At 32.7% G+C, this 13671-nt stretch carries 10 protein-coding genes; 2 read left to right on the top strand and 8 right to left on the bottom strand.

Annotated features, from left to right (window positions below):
- Positions 1–39 precede the first annotated feature (39 nt).
- Both PQ462_RS21550 and PQ462_RS21545 read right to left on the bottom strand, forming a co-directional pair.
- Positions 40–1848 carry a hypothetical protein gene (locus PQ462_RS21550; RefSeq protein ID WP_274251523.1) on the bottom strand — a complete coding sequence of 603 codons (1809 nt, stop codon included), beginning with the start codon at positions 1846–1848 and terminating at the stop codon, positions 40–42.
- A gap of 149 nt (positions 1849–1997) precedes the next feature.
- Positions 1998–3554 (bottom strand): hypothetical protein, encoded by a 1557-nt coding sequence (locus tag PQ462_RS21545; RefSeq protein ID WP_274251522.1) that lies wholly within the window; start codon positions 3552–3554, stop codon positions 1998–2000.
- A 115-nt stretch (positions 3555–3669) separates the two neighbouring features.
- On the opposite strand from PQ462_RS21545, the gene PQ462_RS21540 reads away from it, so the two are divergent.
- The gene (locus PQ462_RS21540) at positions 3670–6057 is read left to right on the top strand and encodes a penicillin acylase family protein (RefSeq protein ID WP_274251521.1); all 2388 of its coding nucleotides are present in this window, start codon (positions 3670–3672) and stop codon (positions 6055–6057) included.
- 153 nt (positions 6058–6210) lie between these two features.
- Here PQ462_RS21540 and PQ462_RS21535 read toward each other — a convergent pair whose 3' ends face one another.
- The 6 genes from PQ462_RS21535 to PQ462_RS21510 form a co-directional block, all read right to left on the bottom strand.
- Positions 6211–6660, bottom strand: coding sequence for a hypothetical protein (locus tag PQ462_RS21535; protein WP_274251520.1), 450 nt, complete (start codon positions 6658–6660; stop codon positions 6211–6213).
- Between the two features lie 148 nt (positions 6661–6808).
- Positions 6809–8272 carry a serine hydrolase gene (locus PQ462_RS21530; protein WP_274251519.1) on the bottom strand — a complete coding sequence of 488 codons (1464 nt, stop codon included), beginning with the start codon at positions 8270–8272 and terminating at the stop codon, positions 6809–6811.
- A gap of 226 nt (positions 8273–8498) precedes the next feature.
- Complete coding sequence (locus tag PQ462_RS21525) at positions 8499–8975, bottom strand: nuclear transport factor 2 family protein (protein WP_274251518.1); 477 nt, start codon at positions 8973–8975, stop codon at positions 8499–8501.
- Positions 8976–9003: 28 nt separating this feature from the next.
- Entirely contained in the window at positions 9004–10512 is a 1509-nt protein-coding gene (locus PQ462_RS21520) for a class A beta-lactamase-related serine hydrolase (RefSeq protein WP_274251517.1), read from the bottom strand.
- A 76-nt stretch (positions 10513–10588) separates the two neighbouring features.
- The gene (locus tag PQ462_RS21515) at positions 10589–11380 is read right to left on the bottom strand and encodes a helix-turn-helix transcriptional regulator (RefSeq protein ID WP_274251515.1); all 792 of its coding nucleotides are present in this window, start codon (positions 11378–11380) and stop codon (positions 10589–10591) included.
- Positions 11381–11464: 84 nt separating this feature from the next.
- Positions 11465–12049: a GNAT family N-acetyltransferase gene (locus PQ462_RS21510; RefSeq protein ID WP_274251514.1), complete on the bottom strand. Its 585-nt coding sequence runs from the start codon at positions 12047–12049 to the stop codon at positions 11465–11467.
- A 224-nt stretch (positions 12050–12273) separates the two neighbouring features.
- Here PQ462_RS21510 and PQ462_RS21505 point away from each other — a divergent pair, with 224 nt between their 5' ends.
- Complete coding sequence (locus PQ462_RS21505) at positions 12274–13614, top strand: FAD-dependent oxidoreductase (RefSeq protein WP_012022586.1); 1341 nt, start codon at positions 12274–12276, stop codon at positions 13612–13614.
- Positions 13615–13671 lie beyond the last annotated feature (57 nt).

Below are 13671 nucleotides of genomic sequence, written 5' to 3'. Positions count from 1 at the left end.
TAAAACGGCCGATTTAGATTTCTAAATCGGCCGTTTGGCTTATACTAATTCCAGTGTTGGAATTTGAATGGCATTTAATTCTGTTTTATAAAAATCAAATTGGTTTTTAATTTTCGTTTCGTCTGCTTTAAAATAAAAAGTAGATGAAAAAAGTTTTTGATAAAATTCAATTCCTTCTAAAATATTCGTTTTAAAAGAATTCCATTTTTTAATCTGAATAGCAGTTACTTCTCCTGAAATGGTTTCAATTTCGTTTCTGAAATAATCAACATACATTTTTAATTCCTTCACAAATAAATTTGGACGATCTGTTCTCAAAATCGATTTTCCCTGATAAATGTGCTGTATCATTTCTTTTAAAGAAACTTCCTGATCAAAATATGCCAGATTTGGTCCAGGGCAAATCACGACACCCTGAGCCTGGCCTTTTATTTTAATATCATTTTCCAGATAAGAAGCATTGGCAAGACCAACACACAAACAAGATTTCTCAGTAATTTTAATTTTGCTTTTTTCGAATTCTTCGGCAGATAAAGTATCTTTTTTGGCTTCTAATTCTTCCAATTTAATATCCTGATATTTTTTGGATGCTGTACAAATCCCATGCGGATCATATTCTTTGCTTAAAGCCAAGAATTTTTTCGGACAAGAACTTCCGGCTTTATTCTCATGAATTCTTTTTTGTTTAAAAAACTCATTGGTTGTACCTTTTAAAGTATTAAACGGAACTCCCAAAGGCGAAATATTACTTAAATAAAAATCATCTTCTTTGGCATTCATCAACAGGTTTCTCGTTTCCTTGTCCACAGAAGTGGCTTCTGGAACTAATAAAAAAGGTGATCCCCAGCCAACAGAATCTACTTGATATTCATCTAATAAAAATTCATGTTCCTCTGCTGTTCCCACACCGCCTTGAACGGTAATTTTTAATTCTAAAGGGTTTTCTGGAAAATGTTGATTTTTTGCCTGTAAAGCTTTAATCATTAAGTCGTGGGCAGATTGTATCAATTGATCTTTTTTCTGCTTGAATTCTTCTAAAATAGTACCCAATAAGAGTCCATCAGTAGCAAAGGCGTGACCGCCGCAGTTTAATCCTGATTCAATTCGGTATTCTGAAACCCAAAGTCCTTTTTTGGCTAAGAAATTTCCCTGAATCATAGCTGATCTAAAATCGCTTACTTTTAGAATGATTTTCTTTTTCAGTTCATTATTTTCATTTGGAAAAAAATCTTTGAAGTTTTCGAAGTAACCAAACAGCCTCGGATTCATTCCTGCAGAAAGTACAACAGAAGATGCAAGATTACTATTGGCAAAACCTCTTAATGCGGCATGAGCATCGTTAAACTCAATTGGCAGCTGTTCGTTTTTTAAGAAATTATCTTTATCCAACTTCGTCATAATGTTAACATCTATTTCGCCTGGAAAAAGATGTGTTTCAATATAATTCTGAATATTTTCTTTAAAAGCAATTCCGTCATCTAATAAATTCTGGAAGCCTTTTTTAATGTCAGAAGTATTTGGCAGCATTGACATGAAATTCTCTAATGCCGTTTTACTTTCTGCTAATTCAGTTTTGAAATTCTCGAATTTTTCTTTTACGATTTTGTCGACTAAATTTAAGTAAGAAGTAATTCTTTCGGCGCGGTAATCGTGAAATTTCTGTGTGATTTCTTCATACGGTATATTGAATTTTGTGCTGTAAAAATTACGCATCTTCTCAATTAAATCATCATCAGCGAGAGCAATAACAGACGAAATCCCGTATTGTGCCACACGAATAGGGCTGTCTATTGTATATGCAAGACCCATTACAGGAATGTGAAAAGTGTGTAAAGGTATTTTTGCCATTTGTTTTCAGATTAAAATAAAGGCAAATATTGAAAAAAGGATTTTTTTAAAACCTGATAATTGTCAGGTTTGTAAATTGTTGGGAAAGTTTTTATGCCGCCAATTCACGAATTATTTTAAATAAAAATCCGTGAATTGGATGCAGAAAACTATATCAAAATCTTCTTCAAAGACTCGGCAATGCTTCGCCATAAAAAGTTGTAGAATGATTTTTCCTGAATTCTCTCGATTTCGACATCTGCGGTTTTAGCTTTGTCTTTTGAGTCGTTTTTGACCAATAAATTAGCAATTGCTGATTTGAGTTTGGCTTCTTTTTCAGGGTTTTTCTTTTTGTATAATTTTACTTTTAAATCGTCATAATCCAATGAAGCATTTCCTTTTGAAACATTGTCATTTCCGTAGAAATTAAAACGGTATTTATGAAAAACGCCTGTAAATGAGGCATTCATGTAAGGTTTGCTGAATTGCCCCATTGCTCTGACATCAAAATTCGAAATTACGCCCTGAATGTGAAATCCGTCGCTTTTGTCCAGAACATTAAAACTCCAGTCGACATCAAGCGGAGAAGTTTTCATGAAAATGGTTTTTACTTTGATTTTTACATCATTGGTTTTTTTCAAACCAAAACCGCTTCGCAGATTGGTTGCCTGTAAATTGAATTTGTCAAAAGTTAAAACTCCAGAGCCTTTTGAGAAATCAATTTCTTCTTCATAGACCAATTTAGATTTCAGAACCTGCAAAGTGTCAATTTGAAGCGGGAATTTAATATTTCGCAGCAAATGGTTATAAAGATATTTTTTGCTCAAATCGTCTTTTGGCACTTTACTTCGGTAAATATTTGCATCAAAATGATTGATTACAAGAGAATTTGCTTTAAAGAAAAAACGATCGTTTTTAAAGCCCCAATCCATTTTTGCAATTTGAGCCGAATCGAATTTAAGGGTATAAATGTCTTTTTCCTTTTCTAAACGCTTAACAAAATCTCGACGGGTAAATTGCGGAAGATTAGAGAAATTATTAATTTTTAGAAAGTTCTTTTCGGTGCTGATTTTACCAATATTGATATGATAAAAAGCACTTGGTCTGTAAAACAAACTGTCAATTACCAATGCATAACTTTTGTATTGCAGCGGAATTTTTTCTTTTAAAGTAGCATCAGTCAGTAGAATTCCTTCTAATTTTAGAATGATTTTTTTGATGCTGAAAATGGGTTTTTGGGTATCTAAAGAAACAACATCAACCGTTCCGTCGTTTAAATAAATATTAGAAACAGCAACAATTTTGCGAAATGGCTCGAAGATTTTATCTTTAATGCTTTTGCTGTTGTTAATTAATTTCTCGCCTTTTTTGTATAAAATTACTCGCGGCTTGTTGATGATAATGCTTTCGGCTTGGATAATATCGCGAAAAGCCAAATCCCAAATATTAAAATGTTTGATTGTTATGGATTGAATTTTAGAAAAGAGCCCGTTTTTGCTGTCTTTCGGCTGATTCTTCGGACTTACTAATAATGTCTGCGCGTAGATGTTGCGGGAGAAAAGCGAAACTTCAATTTTTTCGTAGTTGATGTTATAAGCTGTTTTGTTTTTCTCATGAACAATAATTGGAAGTTGTTTTTTTATCCAGTAATTCAGCCCGAAATTGGCAAAAATTACAAGGAGAAAAAGAGAAATTATTCCAATTGCTATTTTTTTATATATTGACATTTATAGTATTAATTTTAAATACATAAATTTAGCTTTTTAAAAAGAATGATTTTTACATTATTCTTCTTTTTGGTTACATCATTTTATAAACCTTATTGTTTTTATTTTGCAAAATATGAGAAGATTTAAAAAATTTCTGCTGGTTTTATTAGTACTTATAGTTGTTCTTGCAATTGCTTTATTTGCTTGCATTTTTCATTTGAAACCCAAATATGAAGGCGAATTGCAACTGAAAAATCTCGAAAAAGAAACCACAGTTTATTTTGACGAATATGGAGTTCCTCATATTTATGCCGACTCTGAAAAAGATGCCATGACTGCGCTTGGATATGTTCATGCGCAGGAAAGATTATGGCAGATGGAACTGCTTCGCAGGATTGCTCCGGGAAAATTGTCTGAAATCTTTGGTTCTGTAGCTCTTAAAAACGATAAGTTTTTTGCGGGAATTGGCATCGAAGAAGCTTCGGCGAAAGCCATTGCCAAATTAGATAAAAACAGCGAAAGTTATAAATTGACACAAGCGTATCTGGATGGAATTAATCAATATTTACAAGAAGGAACAACGCCAATTGAGTTCACTTTAGTTGGTGTAAAAAAAGAAAAATTCACTATAAAAGACGTTTACAATATCTTTGGTTATATGTCTTTTAGTTTTGCAATGGCTCAAAAAACTGATCCTTTATTAACCGATATCAAAAATAAATACGGTGTTGAATATTTGAAAGATTTGGGGATTGAAGGAGAATTTAACACAACTCAAATTAAAAGTTCAAAAGAAAATATTGAAGATTATACAGCTGTTTCAAAATCGATTACAGCTTTGTTAGACAAATCGCCAATTCCGCCATTTATAGGAAGCAACAGCTGGGTTGCGGGACCGCACAAAACAAAAAGTGGAAAAGTAATTTTTGCCAACGATCCTCACATTGGGTTTTCTCAGCCTGCCACTTGGTATGAAGCCCATATTGTAACGCCAAAACATGAATTATACGGTTGTTATCTGGCAGGAACTCCGTTTCCGTTATTGGCACACAATCGTGATTATGCTTATGGGTTAACGATGTTTGAAAATGATGATATCGATTTTTATCAGGAAAAAAATAAAAGCGGAGATTCAAATCAATATCAAACGCCGGAAGGTTTTGCAAAATATGAAATCAGAAAAAAAACGATTAAAATAAAAGATACTTCTGATGTTGTTCTAACGGTTAAATCAAGCCGACATGGACCAATTATGAATGATTTATTAGATAGATTAGATCGTAAAAATCCAATTGCAATGTTATGGACGTACACAAATCAGCCAATTGAAATTCTGGATGCTGCTTATGGTCTTTCGCATGCTAAAAATAGAGATGAGTTTAAGAAATCGGTTAGTTTGATTGCCGCGCCGGGATTGAATGTTATGTATGGTGATGCCAAAGGAAATGTAGGCTGGTGGGCAAGCGGAAAATTGTACAAACACGATAAAGGCGTAAATACTCATTTAATTTTAGACGGTTCGAGCGGTAAGGATGATATTAAGGAATATTTGGATTTTTCTAAAAATCCATCGGCTGAAAATCCAGAATGGGGATATGTATATTCTGCAAATAATCAGCCAGAGGCAATTGATGGTTTTTTATATCCGGGATATTATCTGCCGGAAGACCGAGCGAAAAGAATTTCTGGTTTGATGGATGCAAAATCTGATTGGGATAAAGAAGCATTCAGCAAAATGATTTATGATAATACATCTGATGTTTCAGTTGAAACGGTTCAAAACTTAATTTCAAACATTGATTTTAATGCTCTTTCTGCATCAGAAAAAGAAGCGGTGAATGTTTTAAAATCATGGAAAGGAACAAATAATCTTGAAGATGTCGCGCCAACGATTTACAATAAATGGGTTTATTTGTATTTAAAAAATACTTTTGAAGATGAAATGGGAGAGGATAATTTTAATATGTTTTTAGGAGTTTCTGTTGGAAAACAAGTTGTCGCTAACCAGATTAAAAATGAAAATTCGGTTTGGTGGGATAATATCAAAACAAAAAATGTAAAAGAAACCAGAAAAGATATAGTTTCAAAATCATTTCATGAAGCAGTTTCAGATCTTCAAAAACAATTAGGAAACACAATTGCCGATTGGAAATGGGGAGAAGTTCATACCGTAGAACACGAACATCCGTTAGGAAAAGTCGCTGCACTTCGCGGCCTGTTTAACGTTGGACCTTTTGCTTCGCCGGGTTCAAATGAAGTAATCAATAATTTATTTTTTGGTTTTACCAATGAAGGAAAGTATTACGTAAAAGGCGGACCATCAACCAGAAGAATTGTCGATTTCTCTGATATTGAAAACAGCTGGAGTATTCTGCCAACCGGACAATCCGGAAATCCGTTCAGCAAACATTACAGCGATCAGGCAGAAATGTACAACGCCGGGAAATTCAGAAAAATGAAATTGAATAAAGAAGAAATTATAAAAACATCAACTAAACTTGTTTTGAAACCGAAAAAGTAGTTTAAGGTTTAAAATTTCAAGTACTTTACTTATCCCATCTTTGTCAAAGTTTTAAACTTTGACAAAGATTATTAGAGACTAAAAATAAAACCTTTGTCTCTTTGTAACTTTGAACCTAACTCAGAACCTTAGCAGCTTAGCCCCTTAGAACCTTTATTTAGAAACATATTTCCCTTTAACAATATCACTTGCAAAAATCTTCAGATTATTGATAAGTACTTTGTTGTTAGTCATTACATTGATGGTTTGGTAGGCAGGGTCTTTTTCGTAGGCGCTTAATAAAGTTTCTAGTTCTACTTCATCAAATACCACAAAGCTATTGTAAATAGCATCTTTAAAATTTTTATAATTAACACTTTGGGTAATTTCCATAGATTTTTGTTCATTCCAACCTTCTTTAGCAGACACTTCATTTATTTTAGATAAACAGAAATCAATTACATAAGTTTTATAATGTACAGCTTCAACAATTTTGTCTATAATAATTTTGTTTTGCTGAGAAGGCATTGCAACATCAGTATAATTAGTTTGCGATACGCTTTTAGAAGAAATGAACAAGCAGAATAATACAGCCAGGAAACTGTACTTTTTAGAATTTTTCATAGGTTAAATTGTTTTTTTGAGTACGGCTAAAATAGTATTTTTAAAAATAAATTATCGAATTTGAATGTTAGAAATTGTAACAAAAAACTCGGCAGAAACAGCTTTAAGACTGTTTCTGCCGAGTTCATTTTTATAAAGTTTATTTAGTTTATTTTGTTTTGCTTTTTGAAAGTTCTTCTAATACTTTTTTACCGCCTTCGTTTGTAGGATCCAATTCAACAGATTTTGAGTAGTTTGCAATAGCTAGTTTTTTATCTCCGTCGGCTAAATAAGCTTCGCCCAAACTATCGTATACATTTCCGGATTTTGGAAAAGCTTCTACGTTGATTTTAAAAACTTCGATAGCTTCTTTCTTTTTTCCTGTTTGCAGTAACTGATATCCAACTCGGTTCATATCGCCTTCTTTAATAGCATACGTTGGATCGTTTTTCAATTTTTTATAAGTATCCAAGCCCGCTGCAGTTCCTTTTGTATCAAAAACGTCTAATAAATCAAGTGCTAACGATTTTTTAGGCTGATTAAAAGGCTGACTGTATAGAATATTGCGGATTGCGTTGTTCATCTCGCCTAAAACTGTTCCACCGGTATTGTTTAATAAAACCACTAAAATTTTATCAGAAGGAATACGCGAAATGATCGTGTTAAATCCGTTGATACCGCCGCCATGTTCGATAACTTTAATTTTGCTTTTATCTCCAATATTAATTTCTTTAACAGACCATCCATAGCCATAAGATTCTTCTCCCCATGATTTTATATAAGGCTTAAATAAAGATTCCATTGATTTTTCTGAAAGAAGTTTATTGGTATAAAGCGCCTGATCCCAAAGATATAAATCTTCTACAGTAGAGTATAAAGAACCTGCCGCATAAGGAATACTCATATCGATGTAAGATGCATTACTAAAATTTTTCCCTTCTTTTTCATAACCCGCAGCTCTGTTTTTTAAAATTACATCGCTGTGATCATAGCCTGAATTAACCATTTTTAAAGGAGTAAGAATAGTTTCCTGTAGATATTGTTCGTACGTTTTACCCGTTATTTTTTCGATAATATACCCAAGTAAAAAGTAACCTGAATTGCTGTAATTAAATTTTTCGCCAGGTTTAAATTCAAGAGGCAGTTTGTCAAACGTTTTTACAAAGTCAGCAGGCGTATACGGATTTTTTGCTTTGTCTCTTAAAAAGTTTGGAGCACTTGTATAATTCGGAATTCCTGAAGTATGGGTCAGCAGATTATGAATCGTTATTTTATCGCCGTTTTCTTTTGGATAATCCGGTAAATAAGTTGTAATAGGAACATCAAGTTTAAGCTTTCCTTCTTCGGCAAGTTTTACAATTAAAAGTGCAGTAAATTGTTTACTGATAGAACCTAATCTAAATTTTGTATCGGGCTGGTTGGGAATATTCCATTCCATATTTGCCAGGCCAAAACCCTTTTTTAAGATTACTTTTCCATTTTCTGCTACCAAGGCAGAACCATTAAATTGTCCGTATTCGTTATATTTGGCTAAAAGCTGTTCAATTTGCTGCGCTTTGTTCTGGGCAAAAATACCTGCAGTAAAAAGAAAAAGTATTAAGCAGAGTGCAATTGGTTTGATTGATTGTTTCATGATGAATGATTATGGTTAAATTAATGAATGATTCGTTTTCTTGATTGATGATTGAAACTTTGTAATTGATATATATTCAGTAAGTTGAATCGAAATTACGATTTTTTATTCTGAATTAAATCTATACCGTTAAAAAGTTAGACGATTGTTTTGGCTTTTGGTTTCACCAATATTCATTTTTTTTCGTTTTATTTTCAATCAAGACGAATTTGAGCATAAACCAAAGCTACTTTTTATAAGGTCTATGCTCGTAACTAACAATTCGTTTTAATTTCCATTCATTTTCTTTTCTTTCCCCGATATGAATAAATTTTCCAGTTCCTTCTGGTATGCCATTACTATAAAAAGTATGTTCACCCACTTGTACTGCGCCAAAATCACCTAACTTATCAATTACGCAGGAGTTTAATTTTCGGGTTAGTTTTTCTGGTCTTGCACATTTTGCTTCTAGTGATTTTATTTCATTTGCCTTCGAAATATTTAATCCCGAACGATCATCATAAAACTCAACATCATCGGCTATTATTTTCTTAAAAGCACCTGCATCACATTGATTAAAGGCCACATCAAAAAGGAGGCTGTCCATTTTGATGATTTCAGATTTTAAAAGTTTCAGTTTTAGCACTTCACTATTAGTCTGCGCTATTGTTTCTCTTTTTAAGAACAACATAAAAAGAACGAGTATATTAAGCATATTTGACATAGCTCTATTTTTTAAGGTTTGCTGCTTGTTACTTCGTTTCAATATCAACTATCTTTTGTCCATTTTCTCCCAGATAATGCACAACGATATTTTCGTAAACTTTATAACCGTCATCCACATTGGTAAATATTACAAGACCATGTTTGGTTTTTGGTAGTAAAATAAAAATAGTCTGTACGCCTTTATCTGCACCGCCGTGCGATAAAGCATAATTCTCATTTCCTAAATCATAAATTTCAAAGCCTAAACCAAAGTATTTATTTTTTTTAGTTGAGACCTGATGAGATTTCATGTCGTCAAAAACTTTTTTACTTAAGTTGTCACCGTTTAAAACACTGCACAAAAATTTGCTGTAATCTTCAATAGTCGTTAATAAATCATCGGCAGCGTTTACCGTTTTGTTTTTTGTCGGCTCATAAGGATTTCCTTTATTGTCGAAACCATCTGCATATCTCGAAAGATCGATTTTATCATTCCATATCAATTGAGAATCGTTCATTTTTAAAGGTTCAAAAATTAATTCTGAAGCCAACTGATCTAACGTTTTATGGAATTTTTTCTCTAATGCTTTTCGCAGATATTCAAAACCTTCACCAGAATATTGGTATTGCGTTCCCGGTTTAAATTTGAAATCTAATTTTTTAGAATCGTTAAAAGATCTCCAATTTGGGAAACCCGTTTGATGGCTCAAAACAATTCTCGTAGTCAGTAATTTTAAATACGGATCTTTTGCAATATCCGGATCGATCCAGTATTTATAAAGCGGTTCGTCTAAATCCCATTTTCCGGCACTTACCAGTTTTAAAACCGTTATAGCAGTTACAGGTTTTGTCAGCGAAGCAACATTCCAAATTGTATTGTATGGAGCAGAAACGCCTTTTTGAAGTTCACCAAAAACTTTTACCTGTTTTAGTTTTCCATCTGCAATAATTCCAATTCCTAAAGCCGGAACATTGTTTTCTTTAAGCCATTTCTCAGTTTCCTGATCGTTATCAAAAAGATTTGATTTTCCTGCCGTAGAACTTGTCATTTCGTGGTTGTAGCTTAATGACCGAGCGAGTTTCCAGTCTTTATTTTTTAACAGCCAAAGATGTGTGAATTTGGCAAAACTTCCGGGCTGTTCCGTTTTATCAGCAGTACTTTCATAAAAACGATGTGTTCCCGTTTGAATCGTGCCGTATAAAATACCATTTTTATACAACGGATAAATTTCGGTGCTTCCGTCAATTAATTCTCTGCGATAATTGTACTTTCTTGTTGGAGAGCAGATTCCGTTTTTCAATGTTTTTAGAAATCTTGCTTTGTCAGAGACGCTGTCTTTGTCGTGATAAAATTCGAAATCGTCAGTGTAAAGATTTTCAAATTGCTTTATATCGCAGGTATTGAAGCCAATATCAAAAAGAAGACTGTCTTTTGACATAATGATTTTGTACAAAGACGAGTTTTTGGCTTCCTGAGAAAATCCGGATTGGATTTGAAAAAATAAAATTCCAACTAAAAAAACTTTTAATTGAAAAAAAGATGGATTGATTTTCATTTGTAAATGATTGATGATTGATGATCCTGCAAAAGTAACCTAATCAAAATTCACAAAATTGTACAAATGCGAAATCTTATCTTTTAAGTGAAAGAAAATACGAATCAGGATCGAATGTTTTCGGTGTAGTTTTCATTACATCTTTGTATTTTTTTATAAAATGCGACTGATCAAAGTATTTATTGTAAAGCGCAACATCGGTTAATTTTAGCTTTTCTAAATCAGAATTCACCATTTGATCGACCGATTTCCTGAATTTTAAAATCTGAATGTATTTTTTAATTGTTAATCCGGTTGCTGTTTTAAATTTAATTTGAAGCAGTCTTTGGGATAATTTTAAATTTTTGCTGATGTCTGAAACCGAAATTTCTTCTTGATTTTTAATGATCTCACAGATTTTTTCGATTGTATTTTTCTCTGAATGTAAATCTGATAATTCTTCAAAATAAACATTTATTGTTTGTAATAAATGTTCAATGTCTGAATCAATTTGAAGATTAAAAGGCAGTTCTTCAGGATTAATTTTGATAATCGAATCTGTAAAATTGCTTAAATCGTATTTTGTAAACATCGAGAGCGTCCAGGTATGAAGCTGAATTATAGTGACTTTGGTTTTTGGTTCAATATTAACCAAAACTTTATTGGTCATTTGCGAACAAAAATAAATACCTACGTTCATTTCGTATTTCTTTTTACTCGTATGAACTTCGATAGCATTTCCAGTTACAATAGCAAGATTAAAACAGCCGTTTGGTAAAACGAGTTTATTTTCGATCAGGTTTTCGCCGATGCTGTTATCCAGGCACCATATTTTATTAATGAACCTTTCAGTTTTTTGAGTTACGTAATGTTCTGAGTATAGGTTCATTTTTATGGTTTGTCTATATGGTATTTTAAAATCTTAAATCTAGACTAAAATAAGATTTTTTCTATTACCATATATTTAAATAAATTACCCAAAATAATCTCGTTTTGTATTCTGCCATTCTTCCAAAATAATACTATAATAAACATCGTCTTTGCTGTTTCCTTCAGAATCAACATAATTGTTTCTAAATAGACCTTCTTTTAAAGCGCCCAAGTTCTCAATGGCACGTTGTGATTTTAAGTTTTCAAGATCAGCACTGAATTGTATTCTTTTAAATTGAATGTTTTCAAAACCAAAATTTAACAACTCATATTTACAAGCTTTGTTTAAACCAGTTCCCTGAAAATCTTTTCCGTACCAAGTCCAGCCAATTTCACATTTTTGGCTCGCATGATTTAAATAACCATAACGTGTGCTTCCAGCAACTCGGTTTGCAGCTTTATCAATAATAAGGAATGGATAACAAATTCCGTTTGCTTTTTGTTGCAGCGTATTTTGAATATAAGTATTGAAGTCCTGATCATTTCGAACATACATTCCCATATATTTCCAGATTTCATCATCAAAAATAATATTCTTAAGTTCAATGTTTCTTTCATTTTCAAAAGGGATTAATAATGCTCTTTCGTTTTCTAAAATGATTTCTGATTGTAATATTTCGCTGTTCATAATTTTGATGTATATATTAAGGTAAAAACCGAAAGCGAAATTAATTGTTTAAAAATTTTAAATAAATCAAATAAAATAACATTTTGTTGTATTTTTAAAATAACTATGAATCCTAACAAATTTGAAAACGGTTGTGAACAGCTAGGAGTAAATAATTTACTTATTTTAAAGCTTATCTATAATTATTACTTATTTTTACGATCTTATATATTAGATTTTCCTTGATGCAAACTTCACTAAAAATTGCTGTCGTTGGTTCTGGCCTTGTAGGATCGCTGCTGGCAATTTATCTTAAAAAAGCAGGTCACACCGTTCATGTTTATGATCGCAGTCCCGATATTCGAAAAATAAATTTTTCAGGCCGTTCCATTAATCTGGCAATGTCAAACCGAGGCTGGAAGGCTCTCGATGGCGTTGGTGTTGGAGATGCAGTTCGGGAAATTGCAATCCCTATGGATAAACGCGCCATTCATTTGGTCGATAAACTTAATTTTCAAAATTACGGACAGGAAGGCGAGTCTATTTATTCTATTTCCAGAGGAACATTAAATCGCAAAATGATTGATTTAGCCGAAAATGCCGGAGCCGAATTTTATTTTGAGCAAAAAATATGGGATGTAACCCTTAGTGATGCAACTCTGCACATTGGCGAAAGCGAAAGAGGCGAGTGGGAAGAACGAAAATACGATATGGTTTTTGGAGCCGATGGAGCTTTTTCGAGAATCCGCCACAGAATGCAGCGCCAAAGTATGTTTAATTATTCTCAGGAATTTTTAAATATGGGATATAAAGAATTGAATATTCCGGCAAATGCAGATAGAACACATAAATTAGATAAAAACTCTTTTCATATTTGGCCGAGAGGCGAGTACATGTTAATTGCACTTCCTAATCTTGACGGAAGTTTTACTTGTACTTTATTTATGCCTTTTGAGGGTGAAAATTCTTTTGAATCACTTACCGATCGTAAAATGGTAGAGGATTTCTTTGAGAAAAACTTCCCGGATTCGATTGAAGTAATTCCAGAACTGGCAAATGATTTCTTTAAAAATCCAACGAGTACTTTGGTAACCATGAAATGTTTTCCGTGGACTTATGAAGATAAAATTGCCTTGATTGGAGATGCCTGTCATGCTATTGTTCCGTTTTACGGCCAGGGAATGAATGCAGGTTTTGAAGATATTACGGTTTTAAACGAAATGATTGAGAAATTTGGAGACGACTGGAAAAAAATCTTCACAGAATATCAAATTTCACGCAAACCAAACGCTGATGCCATTGCCGAACTTTCATATAGAAATTTCATGGAAATGAGTACCAAAACGGCAGATGAAAAATTCTTGCTGCAAAAGAAAATAGAAAAAGTATTCTCAGATAAACATCCCGATAAATGGATTCCGCTTTACAGTCGTGTTACCTTTAGCGACCGCCCATATGCCGAAGCTTTGGCGATTGGGGATTTCCAAAACGGAATTATGGAAGAAGTTTTAAAACTGGATAACATAGAAAACATCTGGAACACACCAGAAGTTGAAAATAAAATTCTGGAGTTACTTCAAAAATAAATCAATGTCAATTACAATATCAAGAATCAATTTTAAATTGAGATCGATATTGTAATT

The organism is Flavobacterium sp. KACC 22758 (genome assembly GCF_028736135.1).
Classification (GTDB): domain Bacteria; phylum Bacteroidota; class Bacteroidia; order Flavobacteriales; family Flavobacteriaceae; genus Flavobacterium; species Flavobacterium johnsoniae.
The sequence above is the reverse complement of the archived record's forward strand: the minus strand, read 5'-3'. Positions and strand labels throughout refer to the sequence as shown.

Coding starts and splice junctions, on each gene's coding strand:
- PQ462_RS21520 (WP_274251517.1), bottom strand. CDS start 10,512: ATGAAAATCAATCCATCTTTTTTTCAATTAAAAGTTTTTTTAGTTGGA.
- PQ462_RS21525 (WP_274251518.1), bottom strand. CDS start 8,975: ATGTCAAATATGCTTAATATACTCGTTCTTTTTATGTTGTTCTTAAAA.
- PQ462_RS21530 (WP_274251519.1), bottom strand. CDS start 8,272: ATGAAACAATCAATCAAACCAATTGCACTCTGCTTAATACTTTTTCTT.
- PQ462_RS21540 (WP_274251521.1), top strand. CDS start 3,670: ATGAGAAGATTTAAAAAATTTCTGCTGGTTTTATTAGTACTTATAGTT.
- PQ462_RS21535 (WP_274251520.1), bottom strand. CDS start 6,660: ATGAAAAATTCTAAAAAGTACAGTTTCCTGGCTGTATTATTCTGCTTG.
- PQ462_RS21550 (WP_274251523.1), bottom strand. CDS start 1,848: ATGGCAAAAATACCTTTACACACTTTTCACATTCCTGTAATGGGTCTT.
- PQ462_RS21510 (WP_274251514.1), bottom strand. CDS start 12,049: ATGAACAGCGAAATATTACAATCAGAAATCATTTTAGAAAACGAAAGA.
- PQ462_RS21515 (WP_274251515.1), bottom strand. CDS start 11,380: ATGAACCTATACTCAGAACATTACGTAACTCAAAAAACTGAAAGGTTC.
- PQ462_RS21545 (WP_274251522.1), bottom strand. CDS start 3,554: ATGTCAATATATAAAAAAATAGCAATTGGAATAATTTCTCTTTTTCTC.
- PQ462_RS21505 (WP_012022586.1), top strand. CDS start 12,274: ATGCAAACTTCACTAAAAATTGCTGTCGTTGGTTCTGGCCTTGTAGGA.